Source organism: Rhizobium sp. AN68 (assembly GCF_030758035.1).
Taxonomy (GTDB): Bacteria; Pseudomonadota; Alphaproteobacteria; order Rhizobiales; family Rhizobiaceae; genus Agrobacterium; species Agrobacterium tumefaciens.
In genome coordinates this window covers 1,150,001-1,170,925 of record NZ_JARWMI010000002.1, presented here as the reverse complement: position 1 = coordinate 1,170,925, position 20,925 = coordinate 1,150,001, and the positions used below count along the sequence as shown (strand labels likewise).

Here is a 20,925-nt window from a genome sequence, read left to right as displayed (position 1 = left end):
CTTGCCCCCTGGAACACACGTAGGCGTTCGCGGCGACGGGGCTATGAGCGGCGTATGCTCTACGCCTTGCGCGCGTTCTTGTGAAACGCCTCTGATGCGAAACCGGCGAGTTCGCGAATGAAGAAATCGAGCACCGTCGAAGGCTTTTCAGCGGACCGAGTGGCAATAACGAAGGTGGACTGGATACGGGTCTTTGCTGCCATCAACGGCCGGAAAATTCCTTTCTGGACCCAATCATCTGCATAATGATCAGGCAGATACCCAACATAGTGGCCGGACATCACGAACATCGCCTGCGCCTCCATGTTGGAGGCCGAAGCGCGCGCCCGTGCCTGCGGAAAATATTGCAGCTCACGCATATTGGCATAGGGCCGCACGACAAAATCGAAGGATTCGATGCGCTCGACGGAAAGTTCGGCATCGGGAAGATGAAAGAGCTGGTGTCCCTTCGCGCAATACAGTGAATGCGCCTCTTCCCTGAAGCGCGAAAGCTTCAGGCCCTGATACGGCAGCGTTTCCGGTAAAAGTGCGATGTCCAGGCCGCCATTGGCAATTTCCGACAACAGGGCGTCCGGCGTGTCGATCACCAGCTCGATACGTGCTTCCGGCGCCTTTTCGCTGATGCGGGCGATGATCCGGTGAATGGGCAGGTCGTGATCGGTAATCGTGTTGTCCACAAGTCCCAGTCGCAACGTACCGGTAATACGGTTCTTGAGCGTACCGATATCGCTTTCGAAGGCGTTCAGCGCCAGGAACAGCACTTTCGAACGCTCATGTACGAGCGCGCCGCGATCCGTCAATTCAAAACCGGATCGCCCTCGCCGACACAGCTTGAAACCGAGCCTGTCTTCCAGCGCCTTGATATGGAAACTGACAGCGGACTGGCTCAGCCCGAGCGTGATTTGCGCGCCGAGAAAACTCTTGTGCTCCACGACGGCGCGGAAGACGGCGAGAGAACGAAGGTCGGATTGCGCGAGCTGCATGGGGACCGTTACATCAATTTTACAAATATAAACTCCATCAGTTTCCTATTTTTCTGGAATAATGTCCATGGTTTCCTCCTCCCCAATCACAAACCAATAAGGGAACGAAACCATGCAAAACCTGCCCACTCTGAAATCTCTCGCACTCTGCGCAGCCTTCGCCGTCAGCCTCGGCGCATCCGCCCATGCCGCCGATCTTCTGGAAAAGATCAAGGCCGATAAGGTTTTCACTGTCGCAACCGAGGCCCGGTTTGCGCCGTTCGAATTTGTCGAGGACGGCAAGATCGTCGGTTATTCCGCTGACATCATGCAAGAAGTCATGAAAGCCTTGCCGGGCGTTGAGCTGAAGCGTCTCGATCTGCCCTGGCAGGGCATCCTGCCAGGCCTTGCCGCCAGCCGCTTCGATTATGTCGTGACCTCGGTCACCGTGACGCCGGAACGCATGAAGGCCTACAAGCTCTCAGCACCCGTTGCCGATGCGACGATGGCAATCCTGAAACGCAAGGGCGATGCCGAGATCTCCAAGCCGGAAGATATCGCGGGTAAGCCCGTCGGCTCGCAGGCGGGCTCCGCGCAGCTCAAGGCGCTTGAGACGTTTTCCGCCGAACTGAAGGCCGCCGGCAAGGATGCCACGACGGTCTCCAGCTACACGGATTTCTCGGAAGCTTATGCCGACCTCGGTGCCGGGCGCCTGCGCGCCGTCGTCAACTCGCTTCCAAACCTTCTGGAAGCTGCACGCCAGCGGCCGGATGCTTTTGAAGTCGTTCTGCCGACCTTCGGACCGAAGACCTATTTCTCATGGGCGGGCCGCAACGATACTGACAGTGCGACACTAAATGCCTTCATGGACAGTGAATTGGCAAAGCTCAATGCATCCGGCAAACTGGCCGAATTCCAGAAGAAATGGTTCGGCGCGCAGATGGAACTGCCCGCCACTCTGCCGGCGACTGAGTGACCGGCAGGTCGAACCGGTCATGGACAAGATATCTTTTGCCATCTGGCCGGTTCTTCTGGACGGCCTCTTCACCACGCTGACCGTCAGCCTTTCGGCGCTTCTCCTGGGAGCGCCGCTGGCCCTTCTCCTCGCGGCCTGCGGTCGCAGCGGCCGCCTGCCCCGCCTGGCATCCGGTCTCTACATCTCCTTCTGGCGAGGCACGCCCATTCTAGTCCAGCTGCTGATCGTCTTCTACGTCCTGCCACTTCTGGGGCTGGATCTGACGCCGGTTGCTGCCGCAACTTTGGCGCTGGCGCTAAACACAGCCGCCTTCCAGTCGGAGATATACAGGGCAGGCCTGCAATCCATTCCAAAGGGAGAGCGGGAAGCCGCCGCCATGCTCGGCCTTTCCGCAGGTCGTACATTCCTGCACATTGAAGTGCCTCAGGCCTTCAGAACCATGTTGCCGGCACTTGTCGGCGAGATACAGGCTCTCGTGAAGAACTCCTCACTCGTTTCGGTCATCGCCGTCACCGACTTGACGCGCCGTGCCCAGCAATATGCGGCCACCACCTTCCGGCCACTCGACGCCTATCTCTCGGCTCTCCTGCTTTATGTCGCGGTTGGAGCGCTACTTGCGGGAATAGGCCTCCTTGTCGAACGGCACCTGACAAAGGGAGCGACGCGATGATTTCCGGCTTCCTGAACGATATTCCTCTCTATGCGGCCGGGTTGTTCACAACACTGACAGTTTCCATTGCGGGTATCGCACTGGCCGTCATCATCGGTATCGTGCTGGCTGCGGCGCTACGGTCGCGGTACATGGCCATCTCCCTACCGGTAAGGCTTTATGTGGAGTTTGCCCGCGGCGCGCCGCTCGCGCTGATCCTGTTTCTTTTCTATTATGGCGGCCCGCAATTGGGGCTGATCCTCAGCCCCTATGCCGCCGGCATCGTCGGTCTCGGCCTCTATGGCGCTGGCCCCTTTGCGGAGATTTTCCGCGCCGGTTTCAATGCCGTTCCAAGAGGCGAGATCGAAGCGGCGGGAATGCTGGGCATTACCTCCGGCGACACCTTTCTCCACATCCAGATGCCGCAGGCGCTGGCACTGACGCTGCCGGCTTCGGTCGGCCAGGCCATTAATCTCGTCAAGGAATCCGCCGTTCTGTCCGTCATCACGCTCAGCGAGCTGACCAAGGTCGCCGGTACGATCAGCTCGATCACCTTCGCGGTCGTAACCCCTTATCTCACCATTGCCCTGCTCTACTGGGCAATCGTCGAAATCCTGTCGCGGCTCGGCCTCTATCTCGAACGCCGCCTTTCCACCGAAGGCTCCTGACATGAGCGAACGAACAGTTGTTATTTCCGCGCGCGGCTTGGAGAAAAGGTTCGGTGACAAGACCGTTCTGAAAGGCATCGATCTCGACATTCATATGGGTGATGTCCTGTGCATCATCGGACCTTCGGGATCGGGCAAGAGCACGCTTCTGCGCTCGCTTGCATTTCTCGATCCCTATGACGCGGGTGATGTCGATGTCTTCGGCCGCCTGATCGGCTGGCGTGAAACCCCGCTTGGCCGCGAACGCGCCGGTCCGAAAGAACTGGCAGAGACGCGCCGCCCGCTTGGAATGGTCTTTCAGCACTTTCATCTGTGGCCGCATATGAGCGTCATCAAAAACGTGACATTGGCGCTCAGGCTCGTCCATGGTCTTCCCCAGGCCGAAGCGATAAAGCGCGGCCGCGCCATGCTGGATAAAGTCGGGCTTGCCGCTTTCGCTGACCGCCGACCCGACGGCCTGTCCGGTGGGCAGAAGCAACGCGTCGCCATCGCCCGCGCACTGGCGGTGAACCCCCGCGCCATGCTGTTCGACGAACCGACCTCCGCACTCGATCCCGAACTTGTCGGTGAAGTGCTTTCCGTCATGAAAACGCTCGCGGCGGAAGGAATGACCATGGTCATCGTCACGCACGAAATGGGTTTTGCCGCGCATGCGGCCAACCGTGTCGTCTTCATGGATGACGGCAAGATCGTTGAGGAAGGCGCGCCGCAGACGCTTTTCAGTAATCCGAAGAGCGAACGCCTTTCCCAATTTCTGCAAACCTGGCGCGAGCGCGCACTTTGATATCTGAAAGGACATCTCTATGACTGCCCACGGCTATGACGGCGGACGATTGAACCTGCCATTCGTCGGTATTTCCACCTTTGCCAAAAGTCCCTACGTCGAAAACTGGGACGCGATCGACGCGGATGTTGCGGTTCTCGGTGCCCCGTTCGATTTTGGGACGCAATGGCGCCCCGGCGCCCGCTTCGGGCCGCGCAGCATCCGTGAGGCCTCCACCCTGTTTTCCTTCGGCCACGCGGGCGCCTACGATCACGAGGACGACGTCACATATCTGGAAGGCGTGAAGATCGTCGATATAGGCGACGCCGACATTGTTCATACCGATACGGTGAACAGCCACGCGAATATCGAGTTCGGCGTCCGCAAGATCCTTAAAGCCGGCGCACTGCCTGTGGTGCTTGGCGGAGACCACTCAATCAACATCCCCTGCATCAATGCCTTCAGCGATCAGGAGCCGATCCATCTGGTGCAGATCGACGCGCATCTGGATTTCGTCGATGAGCGTCACGGCGTCCGCTTCGGACATGGCAGCCCCATGCGCCGCGCCTCGGAAAAACCGTGGGTCACCGGAATGACCCAGCTCGGTATCCGCAACGTCTCCTCCACCGCAAAGGAAGGATACGACTATGCCCGCTCCCAGGGCTCGGATATTCTCTCCGTGCGCCAGATCCGCAAACTCGGCGTGGACGCCGTAGTGGAGCGCATCCCCGCGGGCAAGCGCTATTATCTTTCGATCGATATCGATGGCTTCGACCCGTCCATCGCGCCAGGAACCGGGACCCCGAGCCATGGCGGCTTCATCTATTACGAGGTACTGGAACTGATTACAGGTCTTGCAAAGCGTGGCGAGATCGTCGGCATCGATCTGGTCGAGGTCGCGCCTGATTACGATCACACCGGCTCAACCGCCATTCTGGCTGCGCAGATTCTGCTCAACACGATCGGACGTATCTTCATAGCTCGGAACGCATAAAAAACCGCGATCCGCCCATACTGGATCCTTGGCCACGCAGCGCGCAAGAAGGGCCGCCCTTGGGGCTTCCTGGAGTTCGATGGTCTCGTCAGCCGTGAAGCCAAAAGCCCTCCGCGGGGGGAGGGCTTTTGTTTGCATTGATGTAGCTATGGTTGCGACGGTTTTAAAAGTCCAAAAACGCCAAACGCGCCTCGCTGCACCACACAAAAATCAGATATCGACGACAAGCCCCTTTGCCTTCAGGACGGGCTCCAGATTGCTAACCTCGATAACGGATTTGCCCTGCTTGTAAGCTTCAATGAAGCCCGCTTCAGCATCTTCGCGAATTTGCGAAAGACGTGCCGATTCCTGAGCGTCCGCACGACGCACAACCACCAAACCGTCCGCATCGCCAACAATGATGTCGCCGGGATTGACGATCTCATCGCCAATGATGATCGTATCGTTTACTGCGGCAATCGTTTCCTTGACGGTACCCTTGATGCAGACGCTGAACGAGAATACAGGGAAGCCAAGGTCTCGAAGCTGCAAGGTGTCACGCACACCGGTATCCGTCACCAGACCACCGATCCCCTTTGCAAGGCAGGCATTTGCCAGCACGTCGCCAAAGGAACCAGCCTCTTCGTACTCACCAGCTGAAACCACGATGATGTCGCCGGGCTTGGCGTAATTAATGGCCAGCTGCAACATGATGTTGTCACGCGGCGCGCATTTGACGGTAAAGGCGGGACCACACAGTTTCATGCGGTAGTCGACAGGCTTAATGCGGGAGGAAAGTGCGCCCCTGCGACCCTGTGCCTCGTGGATGGTTGCCGGCGAAAACTTCGAAAGGGCTTCGATGTCTGCCTTGCTTGGCCGTTCTGCTATATCTTTAATGTGGATCATAAAACCTCCCACGGTAAGGCTGGCGGCGAGAACGTCCCGCCACTCGCATTGAGTTTAATTGTCATGTGTCAATCGTTGCCGTGGCTTGAAGCCAGGCGGGATCAGGGGATCGGGTCGAATTTCAGCTCGGAGAGCGGGACGACCTTGTCCGTACGGGTCATTTTGTATTCGGTATTCGGGCCAAGCCACTTGTCCCAGATTTTGTTTATCTCGCCGGAGGCGTCGAGTGTGCGCAGCACTTCATTGATTTTCGCTGTCAGGGCAGGATTGTCCTTTGCCATGCCGACACCGATCGGCTGATAGAGCATAGGCTCCTCGATCATGCGCATCGGTTTGCCCTTGGTCGTCGATTCATTGACGAACTTGGTGGTGGTCATGGTGTTGGCCACCATACCCCGCGCCTTGCCCTGCTGAACGGCAAGATAGGCAGAGGCAGTATCCTGGAAGGTCAGCGGCTCGGACTTGTTGAGCTTGATAGACATTTCAGAGGTCGAGCCCTTGGTGGAGGCGACACGCTGGCCCTCGTAATCCGACTTCTTCTTGCCGGCATCATCAACCGGCACGATGAGCATTTCCTTGGCGAGATAATAGGGATCGCTGAACTGAATCTGCTCGGCGCGGCTTTGTGTGTAGGCGAGATTGGCGACAGTGATATCGACGCGGCCAAGCTTGACTTCCGGCACACGGGCTTCCACCGACACCGGTTTGACTTCGGCCTTAACGCCCAGTTCCTTGGCGATCGCGTTGCAAAGATCAACGTCAAAACCGGCCATTTCACGGGTCTTCGGATCGGGTGCCGCGAATGGCATGACATCAGCAAAGGTTGCGCAACGAAGCACCTTGTTCGCCATGATCGTATCGAGTTGATCAGCCGCCGCTGGTGACGCGAGAGCGGTTCCAGCCAATGCAACGGTAAGTGTCAGGCATTTCCAGTTCATGGTCAGTTCTCCTCTTATGATTGATTGGTATCAGTGGCGCAGATCGGAAAGGAACCGCTGCGCGCGCGGATGGCGTGGTGCTGTGAAAAACTCTTCCGGCGTCGCTTTTTCGAGAATTTCGCCGGCGTCGATGAACCAGATGCGGTCGGCAACTTCACGGGCAAAGCCCATTTCGTGGGTCACGCAAAGCATGGTCATGCCCTCTGCCGCGAGCCCCTTCATGACGGCCAGCACCTCTCCAACCATTTCCGGGTCAAGAGCGCTTGTCGGTTCATCGAACAACATGACGGGCGGCTCCATGGCCAGCGCACGCGCAATTGCCACGCGCTGCTGCTGACCGCCGGACAATTGCCCCGGATAGGCCCCGGCCTTGTCGGAGAGGCCTACCCGATCCAGAAGCTTCAAAGCTTTCTGGCGGGCAACATCAGGTGCGACGCCTTTCACCCGGATCGGGGAAATCGTGACATTTTCGACAACAGACAGGTGCGGAAAGAGATTGAAATTCTGGAACACAAAACCAACTCTGCTGCGCAGAAGATTGAGTTCCTTTGTCTTGGTTGCCGCGTGAATATCCTGCCCATCGAGCGTGATGGATCCGCTGTTGATCTCTTCGAGACGATTGACGGTACGGATCAATGTGGATTTGCCGGAGCCGGAAGGGCCGCAGATGACGATAACCTCGCCCCGCGCAACTTCGGCGTCGACATTCTTCAAAACCTCGTAGTCGCCATAACTCTTGCAGACATTGGAAATGCGGATGGTCTGCTGTGTTGATGATGCCGTGTTTGTCATGGCTGCTCCGTTATGATTTTCGCCTGCGCCTGCAATGCCTGTTGCCGGCGACCGACCACACCGGCACGGCGTTTGGCGATACGCCGCTCGACGGCATTTGCGAGATACGTCAAGCTCCAGCAAATGGCGTAGTAGACAACCGCGAGGATGAGGAAGACCTGGAATGGTTGGGTCAGAAGCTGATTATTGACCTGACTTGCCGCAAAGGTGAGGTCGGGTACGTTGATGACGTAACCGAGCGTCGTATCCTTGATCGTGGCGACGAATGTCGAGATCATGCTGGGGATCATGTTGTAAAGCGCCTGCGGCAAGATGATGAAGCGCATTGCACCGAGATAGCTGTGGCCAAGCGCTCTCGCCGCATCCATCTGCCCCGCACCAAGAGCGACAATACCCGCTCTTACGACTTCGCTGAGAAATGCGCCCTGATAGATGACAAGCGTCGTCAACATGATGACGAAGCTCGGCACGTCTGCGCCGGTCCAGAGCGGAACGAGGAAATAACTCCAAAGGATGAGCATGAGCAAAGGCACGCCGCGCGTGACATAGACCAGCCCCGTTACCGGCCACCGCAGGAGCCGCCACTTGGACAGGCGCGCCATCGCCATAAGGATGCTGACAGGAAAGGCCAGTGCGATGGCAAGGGCAGACAGGATGATCGTGTTCGCAAGCCCTCCAAGCGGGCCGTTCGGATATTGCCCGATCAGCAGCAGCAACCAGTTGTCATGAACGATGGTAATCATATCGCCGATCATCCGCGTGCCCTCCACGCCGGATCAAGGCGCATCGAAAGATACGCACCGGCACCCATGATCAACAGCGAGAAGAAGAGGTACAGAACAGTTCCGACAAGATAGATCTCGAAGGTCTGGAAGCTGAGATTTTCAATTTCCTTGATGGCATGGGTCAATTCGGAAGCGCCGATAATGAGGGCGAGGCTGCTGTTCTTGAACAGGGAGACACTGTGATTGATGAGCGGCGGCAGGGCATTGCGCACGCCTTGCGGCATGATGATGAAGCGCATCGCGGAGAGATAACCGTGGCCCAATGCCTTGGCCGCTTCCATCTGTCCCGGGCTGACGGAGCGCAGGCCTGAACGCAGATCCTCACTGAAATAGGCTGCCTGACAGAGACCAAGACCCACCACGGCAAAGATCGCTTCGGCATTGTGACCGATCAGCCAGTCCGTCAAACCTGAAGGCAGGAGCGTGAATATCCCGAAGTACCACAGCATCAATTGCACGAGTGTGGGCACATTGCGGTGGTAGGAAACATAGGCCGCCACGGCGCGATCAGCAAAACGCGACGATGAAAACCGCACGCATAACAGGACCAGCGCAAGCGTCATGGCGAGAGACCAGGACCCGATAAAGATGACGAAGGTCATCTGCAATCCGTGCCAGAGCATTGCAATATATTGCGGGTCGCTCAGGATTGCCGACAGGTCGAAACCGCTCACGGCTTTTGTTCCTTCGCTGCGTCAGCTTGCGCCACAGTCTGCGGTTTGGCCGTCTGAAGTCCGCCCATAACCTGCAATGTCGGGGTAATTTCCATATGGCCGATATTCATTGAAACTGGCGCGGCAACGGCAAAGGCAATCGCGTCGGCAATATCTTCCGCTTTCGGCAGCTCGAAACCATCGATGAAGCGCTCGCGCACGCTCGGATCGTTGCCGTGAACGTGAGTGAAGATATCCGTCGCCACGCGGCCGGGGCAAATCTCCGTTACGCGGACGCGTCTGCCGAATGCATCCAGCCTCAACTGGTTCGAAAGCATGGCGACACCAGCTTTAACGGCATGATAGGTCGAGTTGCCGCCGAAATTATAGTTTCCGGCGATGGACGAGATATTGACGACATGCCCGCGATCACGCTCCACCATGCCCGGAACAATCAGCCGGCAGATGTGGAGAACGGCACGGAGATTCACATCGATCAAAAGGTCGATATCCTCCGCATCCGCCTGAAGGAACTTCTTCGGCCTGTCGACACCGGCATTGTTCACGAGAATGTCGAACTGCACCTTGTTTGCAAGATCGGCAATTGCAGCGCGATCGGTAACGTCGATCGCGTGCGGTATGCAGCCGGTGCGTTCGGCGAGTTCATTCAGGGCGCCGGCGCTGCGGGCAACCGCGTGGACTTCAATGTTTTCGCGGCAAAACCGCTCGACGACAGCGGCACCGATACCGGATGAAGCACCGGTGACCAAAGCGGTCTTGTAATCGGAGAATGGCATTCTGATCCCCTTTTTTGTTACCATCAACACTAGCGAAGCTTTCCCTGCTTGCCTAAGACCGATTATTTTTGGAGTAATAAGTAAGTTTTATGGAGACCCGCAAACAGGCAATTAGAGACGGGATTCCGGGATGTTCTTGTTCCAGGCAGGAGCTTTCCGCTCTGGCGCCCAGATTGCAAAACGCGTGCGAGCCTGTAAGCTGCGCCAAGCATGGATATAAGACGTCTCAAATCATTCATCGTCATCGTAGACAGTGGCAGCATCACGCGCGCCGCAGATATTCTGCATCTGGCGCAACCGGCACTCAGCCAGCAACTAGCCGCGCTTGAAGATCATTTCGGCCAGAAATTGCTCATCCGCAGCCAGCAGGGCGTGACGATGACGGATGCGGGACATGCCGTTTACCGCCATGCACAGATCATATTGCGCCAGATGGAACAGGCGCAGGTTGACGTATCGGCGGCGGGTAACTCAATTGCGGGACGCGTCTCTGTCGGTCTCGTCCCATTCAGCAGCGCTGCAACGCTTTCCGTGGAGCTGTTGGCGGAAACGCGCAAGCGACATCCGGGGATATTGATCCACCTGACGGAAAGTGTGGGACAAACCTATAGCCAGATGATCATGAATGGACGTCTGGAACTGGCTTTGATCCACGGCGTCGGACCAATCAAGGGCGTAAAATTCGAGCCCATGCTCAGCGAAGAATTTTATCTTGTCGCACATCGCGATTTCGCAATCGAAGCGGATTCAAAACCGGTGCCGATCGCCGCGCTTGATGGCATGCCCATGCTGATGCCACCCGCGTATAATTTTGTCCGGCGCGCTGTAGACACGGCATTTACCCGCAGCCGGATCAATCTGAAGGTCGTCGCGGAAGTGGAAATCGTCAGGACGCTTGCCCGCGCCGTTGCAAGTGGTCTCGGCGCAACCATCATGCCAAAAGCCATTGCCAACCGGATCGTCTCGGAAACGAGCGAACCACTTATTTGCCGGCTGCTGTCGCCACGGATCGAAGAAACACTGTCGCTCTGCATGTCCGACCAGAATTCGCTGTCTGAGCCGGCTTTTGCCGTCAAGGATATCCTGGTGGAACTGACGGAAAAATTGAAACTTTAGAGTATCCTTTGGCCCGGCAGCCGAGCCAAAGGATCGTTTTCAGGATCAACGCATATCCTGGCAGAACTGCGCAATGCGGGCGCAGCCTTCGCTCAACATCTCCATGCTCGTTGCATAAGAGATCCGGAAGTATGGGCTCATACCATAGGCGGCGCCCTGTACCGTTGCCACGTGATGCTCATCCACCAGCGCCATCACAAAATCCACATCGCCTTCGATTTTGCGTCCGCCCTTGGTGGTCTTGCCGATAAGCCCAGACATATTGGGATAGAGGTAAAAGGCGCCTTCCGGCTTATGGCAGCGCAAACCGTCAATCTCGCCGAGTTTGCTCAGAACAAAATCGCGACGGTCGCGATAGATAGCGGCGCGTTCTTTAAGAAGATCCTGGGGACCGTCCAGCGCTGCAATCGCTGCCGCCTGCGAAACAGTGGCAATGCCGCCGCCGTTCTGACCGTTTACATTGCTTATTGCGGCGATAAGTTCCTTCGAGCCGCTGGCGCAATAGCCCAGACGCCATCCCGTCATGGCGTAAGCTTTCGACACGCCATTCATTGTCAGAACGCGGTCATAAAGCCGCGGCTCAACATCGGCAATTGTGCCGAATTCGAAGCCATCATAGACAAGATGCTCGTAAATATCGTCCGTCAGGATCCAGACATGGGGATGACGCAGCATAACCTCTGCGATTGCTTTCATCTCCGCACGGGAGCAGGCGGCGCCGGTGGGGTTGTTGGGAAAATTGAGAATGAGCCACTTCGTACGTGGCGTAATCGCAGCTTCCAAATCTTCGGCACGCAGTTTGAAACCGGTTTGTTCGACGCACGGCACAGCGACGGGAACACCCCCTGCGAATTTGACGATATCCGCATAGCTGACCCATGACGGGGTGGGAATAACGACCTCGTCGCCCGGATTGCAGGTTGCAAGCATGGCGTTGAAGATTACCTGTTTGCCGCCTGCGGAAACGATGATCTGGCTGGCATCGTATGTCAGATTATTGTCCCGCTTGAACTTTCTGGCAATCGCGGCTTTCAGCGCAGGCATGCCATCCATCGGTGGATATTTCGTCTGCCCGCCAAGGGCTGCTTCGTGCGCGGCCTCAATTGCGTGAGCAGGCGTCGGGAAGTCCGGTTCACCTGAGGAGAGGCTTACCACCTTGACACCCTGCGCGGCCAGCTCTCTGGCGCGTTGGGTCATGGCGGCGGAAGCGGAGATGGAAACGTTTTTCAGGCGGTCTGATGTAGAGGGCATCTGCATGATCTTTCAGTAAGATTTAGAGAACGGGCCAACCAGTGGCCCATTAAGACGCGAGTTCTGCGGCAGGCGCGAGCGTTGCGCCGGAGGCGCTGATTTCACTACGCACGATACGCGCCAGCTCCAGTGAACCGGGCGTATCGCTGTGGACGAGGATGGAGCGAGCCGGCATTGTGATGATCGTGCCATCGATGGCTTTGACCGTGCCATCGGTCAGGAACCGGCGGACACGGGCGCGCACCGATGGTTCATCCTTGACCAGCGCGCCGGGAAGACCCCGCGCGACAAGGCTTCCCTTGGCGTCATAGGCGCGATCGGCCAAAAACAATGCCAGGGTCTTCAATCCAGCGCGTTTTGCCGCTCTCTCGATTTCGCTGTCCGGCGTTACGAACACCACAAGCTTCGGATCAACGGCGGAAATGGCATTCATCATCATATCGGCAAGCGCCGGGTCGCGATTGACCATATTGCCCATGGCCGCATGAAAACTGAAGTGCCCGACTTCGACGCCTTCGCTTTTGGCAATCGCGATCAAGGCCCCGAGCTGATAGAGCATCTGCTGTCTCAACTCATCCGGCTGAAAGGGCATTTCGCGTCGGCCGAAGCCCACCCTATCAGGCAATCCCGGATGCGCGCCAATGCCAACGCCATTTTCTTTGGCAAGGCGAACCATTCGCGCCATGGTATCTGGCTCGCCGCCATGAAAACCACAGGCAATATTAGCCGACGATACGATCTTCATCATCGCTTCGTCGTCACAGAGCCGGTAAGGACCGAAGCCTTCGCCCATGTCGGAGTTCAGATCGATCTTCATCGTTTCCTCGCTTTGCTCCCTGGTTGTCCGTCAACCCATCGCATTCAGCGCTCGCTTGACCATTTGTGAGGTCTGGCGAACATCATCGACATATTTCGCAACTGCCCGCTCGGCCACACGCGCTTCCTCGTGATTGGACCTCACGAATTTGATCTTCCCACCCGCGCGTGCCTGTCCTAACCGCCACAGGTCGGCTTCGATCACGCCGGCAATCTTTGGATAACCGCCCGCCGTATTTGCATCGCTCATCTGGATGATCGGCTCGCCACCTGGCGGCACCTGTACAACGCCCGGCATCACACCGTGGGAACGCATTTCGATGGTTTCGGTCGGTTTGATAGGATCACCCGACAGCCGGTAACCGGTCCGGTCGCTGCGGGAGGATATGCGCCAGATCTGGCTCCAGAATTCCTCGCCATCATTGGCAAACAGCTTTTGTTCACCGGCCGGAATAGCTCGTATCGGCAAAACGCCGTCCACCACAGGCGGGAAAATATCGCTTAAAGCCACGGAAGGCTCAACTACACCAAGCCCGTTTGATGGCAGTGGTAAAAGATCGGCGGAAGCCCCTATTTCCAGCCTGTCACCTTTTGCAAGCGGTCGCCCATCGTGACCGCCGAAACTGCCGCGCAGTGCCGTGCTTCGAGATCCCATCAAAACCGGAACGTCCACCCCGCCCGTAACCGCGACATAGGCGCGGGCGAGTTTCGGCGGCTGCCTCAGTTCCAGTATCTGACCTTCCTTGCCGATATGAGCGCACCAGGAAAGCAGCTCTTTCCCGTCAAGCAACGGGCGCCCATCCGTCCCGGTAACGGCAAATGTTGCTGTTTTCGTAAAACGCAATTTGAATGGAAAAGTCTGGACCTCGATAACGGCAGCATCTGCGGCATTACCGGTCAGAATATTGCCGATCTTAAGCGACAGAGGATCCATGGCACCGCCAGCAGAAACCCCGATGTCACGGTAACCGGGGCGACCGAGGTCTTGCACGGTGTTGAAGGGGCCGGTTTCGATAATCTCGATCATAGCTCGATCCCTGTAGGTATGAAGCGAACCGTATCTCCGGGTGCCAAAAGAGCTGGCGAAGAAGAGGCCGGATCGAACATCTGTAAATCGGCGTAACCGATGGAATTCCACCCATTCGGTCCGGTCAACATCGCCACACCCGTCTGCATTCCACCGATCGTCACGCAACCCTTTTCCATCTTGATCGATGGCACGGTTTTTCGGGGCATATAGATGCGAGCATCAAGACCATGCAGATAGCCAAAGCCCGGCGCGCTCCCAAGCGCGAAGACGCGGTAGGTCGCCTCATGGTGAATCCGCACGACTTCGCGGTCGCTCAGCCCTGAAAAATCACAGAGGGCTGGAAGGTCGGCAGCGTATTCGCCCCCATAATGTACCGGTATTTCAACTGTCTTCCCGACAATATCCAGACTGGCTGCTTTATCCCAGGCATCGAGCAACTGAGACACGATGAACTCTGGATCTTCAGGCGTTTCCTTAAAAATCGCCAAAAGGTTCGTCATGCCGGGAATGACTTCCGCAACACCTGCCCAGACTTTTACCGTTTGCGAAAGCGCCCAGATCCAGCGTTGTGCTGGCAGATCAAATTCGCCGGATGCTTCGAGCAAGAATGACCGGGAGCCTATGAACGAAACGCGCGCCTGGCCTTTGATGACGGGCTGGATTTCGTGACGAGGTGCTAGAGTGTTCGATGTCGCAATCATGATTGAAGCTCGATTTCGAACAGCGGATCACCAAAACCAACCAGAGCATCCTGCACGGCAAGCTGATTGACGAGCGAACCGTTACGACCCGCGACAACAGGGATGAGAATGTGGTCGATCCGGATAAATCCAATCACGTCATCTGCAGCAACCAAACGCGGAAGATTTTGCGTTTTTGCAGGCAGAGCAGGCTTAGAAGCGCAGAAGAGACCGGCAATCGGCGCTTTTACCACCACTTTCGAAACAGCGGCCTTTGGTGAGCAAACAGTGCCAGCGACGGAAATTGCAGATCTTGCCGAGGCAGAAACAATAATGCGTACCTGGCCCTCAGGCGTCGTGATTTCCACGCCGTCCACGCCTGCATCCGTCAGCATATCGGTCAAAGCTGTGAGTAAGACGGGGTCGCTAAAGTCGGGCCTGCTCATGCCGCGCTCCGTTCTTTTAGCCATTGTTCAAGATAGTGAATGTCTGTTTCGCCCTGCGCAAAAGCCTCGTCCTTAAAGAGGGCGCGCAGGAGCGGAAGATTGGTCGAAATACCCTCCACCCGTGTACCCGCAAGCGCTTGGCGCATCCTAACCATGGCTTCAGCACGGGTCGGCGCATGTACGATCAACTTGGCGATCAAGGAATCATAATAGGGTGACACCCGGTAGCCGACATGGATATGGGTATCGACGCGAATCCCCTCTCCTTCCGGCAGCACAAGATCGGTCACGACGCCCGCCGAGGGGAGAAACTTATCAGGATCTTCGGCATTGATCCGGCATTCGAAAGAATGCCCGTCGCAGATAACATCTGCCTGCCGCAAGTCCAGAGGCTTACCCTGCGCCGCCTTGATCTGGGCCTGAACGATGTCGATGCCGCTCGTCATTTCCGTGACGGGATGTTCGACCTGCAAGCGCGTATTCATCTCGATGAAATAGAACTTGCCGTCTTCAAACAGGAATTCGAAAGTTCCCACCCCGCGATAGCCAATCTGTCGGCAAGCCTCGACGCAAGCCATACCAACCGGCTGGATCACATCGACCGAAATTCCAGGCGCTGGCGCTTCTTCGACCACTTTTTGATGACGACGTTGCATCGAACAGTCGCGGTGACCAAGCCAGACGGCATTGCCGTGCGTGTCGCACAAGACCTGTATCTCGATATGACGGGGATGCTGGAGAAACTTCTCCATGTAGAGGACAGCAGAGCCAAAAGCCTGCCTCGCCTCCTCCCTCGTCAAGGTAATGGCTTCATGAAGCAAGGCAGCTTCCTGCACTACTCGCATGCCACGCCCGCCACCACCGCCCGCAGCCTTGATGATGATTGGATAGCCGATCTCATTCGCGATACGCTCAACCGTTGCAGCATCCTCGGGAAGCGCTGTATCCGGTCCCGGTACACATGGCACACCGGCCGCAATCATTGCCCGTTTGGCAGCGATCTTGTCGCCCATAGTGGAGATCGACCTTGCGTCCGGACCGATGAATACGAGACCGGCATCTTCGACAGCCTGAGAAAAGGCGGCATTTTCGGACAGAAATCCATAACCGGGATGGATCGCACCCGCACCCGTCAGACGGGCAGCGATTAAGATAGCATTCTGATTGAGATAGCTCTTGGCAGCATTCGCCGGGCCAACACAAAGGAAGGTGTCAGCCGTTTGGCCATATGGAGCCTGCCTGTCCGCCTCAGAGCAGATGGCTACGGTCTTCAAGCCCAATTCGCGGCAGGCGCGCTGAATGCGTGCAGCAATTTCACCCCGGTTGGCAATCAGGACCGTGTCGAAACCCGGTATATCCGATGTGGTGTTGAGACCTTCCGCCACTACGCGATCTCCGCCAGCAAATCATTGGCCTCAACCTCGCCACCATCAACCTCCGTCAGATAGGTGATCCGGCCAGCGCGTGGCGCAACAATTTTATTGAAGACTTTCATGGCTTCGATGATGAAGAGGGCCTGCCCCTCCTCGACCACATCTCCAGCCTCGACAAATGAAGGTTGTCCCGGCGCGGAAGCGCGATGCAAAACCCCAAAAATCGGGGCATGAACGGAAGTGGCCGATGTGGCGGCAGGAAGGATCGACTCCGACTGATCGATCAGGGCGTCATCCTCGGCTTTGACCGAGACATTGCTGCCAGTCTCTGTTCGAGGTGCGGTTTTGAATATCCGCACAGTTACGCTTTTCTCTGTCACCATGAGTTCGGTGACGTTCGTTCGTCCGACAAAATCAATCAGCGTCTTTATCTTCGGCAGGTCCATAAGCGTACTCGGCATTGTCAAAAGCCACCCTGTAATCCCGCACGATCGGGGTCACTTTCGGCTGCCTTAGACCTAGCACGATAGGCTGTTTGATGGGGTCAGAAGAACTTTTGATGGAGGTGTTCAATGAACAGGGGCCATGAGCCCGTTGAGTTCGCGAAGCTCGAGTGTGCGTAATGGATCGACCGCTGCACGCTATCAGAGCCCCACGTGGCTATACCGCCAGCAAGTGATTTGCGGTATCCAAGGCCCTAAACGCAAGGTGCCCTCCGGGATGGGAGGGCTTTGTTGTTGATAGTCTTGAAGATATTGGTTGCGGGGGCAGGATTTGAACCTGCGGCCTTCAGGTTATGAGCCTGACGAGCTACCGGGCTGCTCCACCCCGCGTTACCAGCGTAAATCCCTATGGGATTTATCGCGACTGCATCACAGGGAGGCTGTGATGTATATTGCCGGAGCAAATTGCCGAAGGCGATTTGTCTCCTTTAAGGGACGCACGAGGCGTTTTCCTTATGTTTTCATGTTACGCAATGCAAAAAGGCCGCTTTGAGCGGCCCTTTGTATCGGCTGGGCCGAAGAGTTTGCTTGAGAAGATATTTGTTGCGTTTTGCAGACCTGGCAGCGACCTACTCTCCCGCGTCTTGAGACGGAGTACCATTGGCGCTGGGGCGTTTCACGGCCGTGTTCGGAATGGGAACGGGTGCAGCCGCCCCGCGATAACCACCAGGTCGGCAAAACGCAACACAGTTCATGTTTTCACATGAGTGTTGTTTCGAGAAGCTGGGAAGCTTGCGCTTCATTTAATTTAACACGTCTTTCTGCGACCTTCCCGTATGTTTGCCATACAGACCAGAGGTCGTCGCGCCCTGTGGCGCGGCCCGTCCGGAGCGCTATGCGCGTCAGGACAGAACAGATGATGCTCATCTTTGATGAGCATGAACAATGGGAACGAAGAAGTCGATCGAGCTATTAGTAACGGTAAGCTTCACATGTTGCCATGCTTCCACACCCGTCCTATCAACGTGGTCGTCTTCCACGGCTCTGATAGGGAACACTCGTTTTCAGGTTGGTTTCCCGCTTAGATGCCTTCAGCGGTTATCCATTCCGTATATAGCTACTCTGCTATGCCCTTGGCAGGACAACAGATCCACCAGAGATACGTCCATCCCGGTCCTCTCGTACTAGGGACAGATCCTGTCAATATTCCTACACCCACGGCAGATAGGGACCGAACTGTCTCACGACGTTCTGAACCCAACTCACGTACCGCTTTAAATGGCGAACAGCCATACCCTTGGGACCTGCTCCAGCCCCAGGATGCGATGAGTCGACATCGAGGTGCCAAACAACCCCGTCGATATGGACTCTTGGGGGTCATCAGCCTGTTATCCCCGGCGTACCTTTTATCCGTTGAGCGATGGCCCTTCCACACGGGACCACCGGATCACTATGACCGACTTTCGTCTCTGCTCGACTTGTCAGTCTCGCAGTCAGGCGGGCTTATGCCATTGCACTCGACGACCGATTTCCGACCGGTCTGAGCCCACCATCGCGCGCCTCCGTTACTCTTTCGGAGGCGACCGCCCCAGTCAAACTACCCACCATACACTGTCCCGGATCCGGATAACGGACCGCGGTTAGACATCCACGAAGATAAGGGTGGTATTTCAAGGATGGCTCCACAAGAACTGGCGTCCCTGCTTCAAAGCCTACCACCTATCCTACACATGCCTTGGCGAATGCCAGTGTAAAGCTATAGTAAAGGTGCACGGGGTCTTTCCGTCTGACCGCAGGAACCCCGCATCTTCACGGGGAATTCAATTTCACTGAGTCTATGTTGGAGACAGCGGGGAAGTCGTTACGCCATTCGTGCAGGTCGGAACTTACCCGACAAGGAATTTCGCTACCTTAGGACCGTTATAGTTACGGCCGCCGTTTACTGGGGCTTCAGTTCAGAGCTTGCACCCCTCCCTTTAACCTTCCAGCACCGGGCAGGCGTCAGACCCTATACGTCGTATTGCTACTTCGCAGAGCCCTGTGTTTTTGATAAACAGTCGCTACCCCCTGGTCTGTGCCACCCCATCATACTTGCGTAAAATGGGGTCACGCTTCTTCCGAAGTTACGCGTGCAATTTGCCGAGTTCCTTCAACATAGTTCTCTCAAGCGCCTTGGTATACTCTACCTGACCACCTGTGTCGGTTTCGGGTACGGTCTATACGGTGGAGCTATTTCCTGGAACCTCTTCGCCGCACATTCAATCCAGTAAGAATGTACAACACACGAGATCCGTCACTACCACCAGGCCCACGAATATTAACGTGGTTCCCATCGACTACGCGTGTCCGCCTCGTCTTAGGGGCCGGCTAACCCTGCTCAGATTAACTTTAAGCAGGAACCCTTGGTCTTTCGGCGAGGGAGTCTCTCACTCCCTTTATCGTTACTCATGTCAACATTCGCACTTCCGATATCTCCAGCAGCCCTCACGGGTCCGCCTTCACAGACTTACGGAACGCTCCGCTACCACGCAACAGTCACTACAACTGTCACATCCTCAGCTTCGGTGCATGGCTTTAGCCCCGTTACATTTTCGGCGCAAAGACCCTTATTTAGACCAGTGAGCTGTTACGCTTTCTTTAAATGATGGCTGCTTCTAAGCCAACATCCTGGTTGTTTTGGGATCCTCACATCCTTTCCCACTTAGCCATGACTTGGGGACCTTAGCTGGAGGTCAGGGTTGTTGCCCTTTTCACGACGGACGTTAGCACCCGCCGTGTGTCTGCCGACTAGTACTCCTCGGTATTCGGAGTTTGGTTAGGATCAGTAAGACGGTGAGTCCCCATAGCCCATCCAGTGCTCTACCCCCGAGGGTATTCGGTCGACGCTCTACCTAAATAGATTTCGCGGAGAACCAGCTATTTCCGAGTTTGATTGACCTTTCACCCCTAGCCACAAGTCATCCCAATCTATTGCAACAGATACGGGTTCGGCCCTCCAGTTGGTGTTACCCAACCTTCAGCCTGCTCATGGCTAGATCACTCGGTTTCGGGTCTAATGCAACTAACTCAATCGCCCTATTCAGACTCGCTTTCGCTGCGCCTACACCTACCGGCTTAAGCTTGCTAGTTACACTAAGTCGTTGACCCATTATACAAAAGGTACGCCGTCACCCTTGCGGGCTCCGACTGTTTGTAGGCATCCGGTTTCAGGTTCTATTTCACTCCCCTCGTCGGGGTGCTTTTCACCTTTCCCTCACGGTACTTGTTCGCTATCGGTCATGCACGAGTACTTAGGCTTGGAGAGTGGTCTCCCCATGTTCAGACAGGATTTCACGTGCCCCGCCCTACTCAAGGACAATGACTGTTCTACGCGTAAGGGGCTATCACCCTCTATGGCCGACTTTTCCAAATCGTTCCGCTTTATTCATCATTGCCACTGGCCTGGTCCGCGTTCGCTCGCCACTACTTACGGAGTCTCGGTTGATGTCCTTTCCTGCAGGTACTTAGATGTTTCAGTTCCCTGCGTTCGCTTCTTACCCCTATGTATTCGAAAGTAAGATACCTTATCACAATGCTTGGAAACCCAGGCCGTTCATAAAACAGACTGGATTTTCCAAGCATTTAAGGTGGGTTGCCCCATTCGGAGATCCATGGATCAAAGCTTATTCGCAGCTCCCCACGGCTTTTCGCAGCGTATCACGTCCTTCTTCGCCTGTGCATGCCAAGGCATCCACCAAATGCCCTTAATTCACTTCTTCGTTCTCATTGTCTATGCTCATCCATAGCCGTTCCAAAGGAACGGCAATCCGGTTACCTTTTACAACCAGATCATCTCCTGATGACATCGACGTGTTCGATACAATCCTCTTTGAAGGCACGCCGGTGCACTTCGAGGTCGTATCATTAAG

20 protein-coding genes, 1 tRNA gene and 2 rRNA genes are annotated in these 20,925 nt (G+C 56.2%); 6 read left to right on the top strand and 17 right to left on the bottom strand.

Annotated elements, in window-relative coordinates; translation table 11 throughout:
- Positions 1–59: 59 nt before the first annotated feature.
- A complete protein-coding gene (locus RBH71_RS08795) occupies positions 60–983 on the bottom strand; it encodes a LysR family transcriptional regulator (RefSeq protein WP_003518035.1) in 924 nt (307 codons plus the stop codon).
- A gap of 112 nt (positions 984–1,095) precedes the next feature.
- Between RBH71_RS08795 and RBH71_RS08790 the strand changes: the two genes are divergently transcribed.
- The 5 genes from RBH71_RS08790 to speB are packed head-to-tail and all read left to right on the top strand — an operon-like array spanning position 1,096 to position 5,012.
- Positions 1,096–1,938, top strand: coding sequence for a transporter substrate-binding domain-containing protein (locus tag RBH71_RS08790; protein ID WP_003518033.1), 843 nt, complete (start codon positions 1,096–1,098; stop codon positions 1,936–1,938).
- Between the two features lie 19 nt (positions 1,939–1,957).
- Positions 1,958–2,608: an amino acid ABC transporter permease gene (locus RBH71_RS08785; RefSeq protein WP_003518032.1), complete on the top strand. Its 651-nt coding sequence runs from the start codon at positions 1,958–1,960 to the stop codon at positions 2,606–2,608.
- On the top strand, positions 2,605–3,255 hold the full coding sequence (locus tag RBH71_RS08780; protein ID WP_003518030.1) for an amino acid ABC transporter permease: 651 nt from the start codon (positions 2,605–2,607) through the stop codon (positions 3,253–3,255). Before RBH71_RS08785 ends, RBH71_RS08780 begins: the two co-directional genes overlap by 4 nt.
- Position 3,256: 1 nt before the next feature.
- Positions 3,257–4,039, top strand: a complete 783-nt coding sequence (locus RBH71_RS08775) for an amino acid ABC transporter ATP-binding protein (RefSeq protein WP_003518027.1) — start codon at positions 3,257–3,259, stop codon at positions 4,037–4,039.
- A gap of 19 nt (positions 4,040–4,058) precedes the next feature.
- On the top strand, positions 4,059–5,012 hold the full coding sequence (speB, locus tag RBH71_RS08770) for an agmatinase (RefSeq protein ID WP_003518025.1): 954 nt from the start codon (positions 4,059–4,061) through the stop codon (positions 5,010–5,012).
- 210 nt (positions 5,013–5,222) lie between these two features.
- Here the strand turns inward: speB and RBH71_RS08765 are convergent, their stop codons facing one another.
- The 6 genes from RBH71_RS08765 to RBH71_RS08740 all read right to left on the bottom strand — a co-directional run bounded on the left by RBH71_RS08765 (position 5,223) and on the right by RBH71_RS08740 (position 9,862).
- Positions 5,223–5,897 (bottom strand): 4-carboxy-4-hydroxy-2-oxoadipate aldolase/oxaloacetate decarboxylase, encoded by a 675-nt coding sequence (locus tag RBH71_RS08765; protein ID WP_003518022.1) that lies wholly within the window; start codon positions 5,895–5,897, stop codon positions 5,223–5,225.
- A gap of 101 nt (positions 5,898–5,998) precedes the next feature.
- Positions 5,999–6,835: an ABC transporter substrate-binding protein gene (locus tag RBH71_RS08760; protein ID WP_323687252.1), complete on the bottom strand. Its 837-nt coding sequence runs from the start codon at positions 6,833–6,835 to the stop codon at positions 5,999–6,001.
- A 30-nt stretch (positions 6,836–6,865) separates the two neighbouring features.
- Entirely contained in the window at positions 6,866–7,627 is a 762-nt protein-coding gene (locus RBH71_RS08755) for an amino acid ABC transporter ATP-binding protein (protein WP_003518020.1), read from the bottom strand.
- A complete protein-coding gene (locus RBH71_RS08750) occupies positions 7,624–8,382 on the bottom strand; it encodes an amino acid ABC transporter permease (RefSeq protein WP_003518019.1) in 759 nt (252 codons plus the stop codon). The genes RBH71_RS08755 and RBH71_RS08750 overlap by 4 nt, the downstream gene beginning before the upstream one ends.
- Positions 8,379–9,086, bottom strand: a complete 708-nt coding sequence (locus RBH71_RS08745; protein WP_003518018.1) for an amino acid ABC transporter permease — start codon at positions 9,084–9,086, stop codon at positions 8,379–8,381. Before RBH71_RS08745 ends, RBH71_RS08750 begins: the two co-directional genes overlap by 4 nt.
- Positions 9,083–9,862: an SDR family oxidoreductase gene (locus RBH71_RS08740; RefSeq protein ID WP_003518017.1), complete on the bottom strand. Its 780-nt coding sequence runs from the start codon at positions 9,860–9,862 to the stop codon at positions 9,083–9,085. The genes RBH71_RS08745 and RBH71_RS08740 overlap by 4 nt, the downstream gene beginning before the upstream one ends.
- 210 nt (positions 9,863–10,072) lie before the next feature.
- On the opposite strand from RBH71_RS08740, the gene nac reads away from it, so the two are divergent.
- The gene (nac, locus tag RBH71_RS08735) at positions 10,073–10,978 is read left to right on the top strand and encodes a nitrogen assimilation transcriptional regulator NAC (protein WP_003518016.1); all 906 of its coding nucleotides are present in this window, start codon (positions 10,073–10,075) and stop codon (positions 10,976–10,978) included.
- A gap of 45 nt (positions 10,979–11,023) precedes the next feature.
- Here nac and RBH71_RS08730 read toward each other — a convergent pair whose 3' ends face one another.
- The 10 genes from RBH71_RS08730 to RBH71_RS08685 all read right to left on the bottom strand — a co-directional run bounded on the left by RBH71_RS08730 (position 11,024) and on the right by RBH71_RS08685 (position 20,775).
- Complete coding sequence (locus RBH71_RS08730; protein WP_003518015.1) at positions 11,024–12,229, bottom strand: pyridoxal phosphate-dependent aminotransferase; 1,206 nt, start codon at positions 12,227–12,229, stop codon at positions 11,024–11,026.
- A 49-nt stretch (positions 12,230–12,278) separates the two neighbouring features.
- Positions 12,279–13,046 (bottom strand): 5-oxoprolinase subunit PxpA, encoded by a 768-nt coding sequence (locus tag RBH71_RS08725; protein ID WP_003518014.1) that lies wholly within the window; start codon positions 13,044–13,046, stop codon positions 12,279–12,281.
- 30 nt (positions 13,047–13,076) lie between these two features.
- On the bottom strand, positions 13,077–14,072 hold the full coding sequence (locus tag RBH71_RS08720) for a biotin-dependent carboxyltransferase family protein (RefSeq protein WP_003518013.1): 996 nt from the start codon (positions 14,070–14,072) through the stop codon (positions 13,077–13,079).
- The gene (gene pxpB, locus RBH71_RS08715) at positions 14,069–14,776 is read right to left on the bottom strand and encodes a 5-oxoprolinase subunit PxpB (protein ID WP_003518012.1); all 708 of its coding nucleotides are present in this window, start codon (positions 14,774–14,776) and stop codon (positions 14,069–14,071) included. The genes RBH71_RS08720 and pxpB overlap by 4 nt, the downstream gene beginning before the upstream one ends.
- Positions 14,773–15,201 (bottom strand): hypothetical protein, encoded by a 429-nt coding sequence (locus RBH71_RS08710; protein WP_003518011.1) that lies wholly within the window; start codon positions 15,199–15,201, stop codon positions 14,773–14,775. Before RBH71_RS08710 ends, pxpB begins: the two co-directional genes overlap by 4 nt.
- A complete protein-coding gene (gene accC / locus RBH71_RS08705) occupies positions 15,198–16,586 on the bottom strand; it encodes an acetyl-CoA carboxylase biotin carboxylase subunit (protein WP_003518010.1) in 1,389 nt (462 codons plus the stop codon). Before accC ends, RBH71_RS08710 begins: the two co-directional genes overlap by 4 nt.
- Positions 16,586–17,020, bottom strand: coding sequence for an acetyl-CoA carboxylase biotin carboxyl carrier protein (locus RBH71_RS08700; RefSeq protein WP_003518009.1), 435 nt, complete (start codon positions 17,018–17,020; stop codon positions 16,586–16,588). The genes accC and RBH71_RS08700 overlap by 1 nt, the downstream gene beginning before the upstream one ends.
- Positions 17,021–17,330: 310 nt before the next feature.
- A tRNA-Met gene (locus RBH71_RS08695) sits at positions 17,331–17,407 on the bottom strand.
- A 226-nt stretch (positions 17,408–17,633) separates the two neighbouring features.
- Positions 17,634–17,748, bottom strand: a 5S ribosomal RNA gene (gene rrf, locus RBH71_RS08690).
- A 220-nt stretch (positions 17,749–17,968) separates the two neighbouring features.
- Positions 17,969–20,775 (bottom strand): 23S ribosomal RNA (locus RBH71_RS08685).
- Positions 20,776–20,925 lie beyond the last annotated feature (150 nt).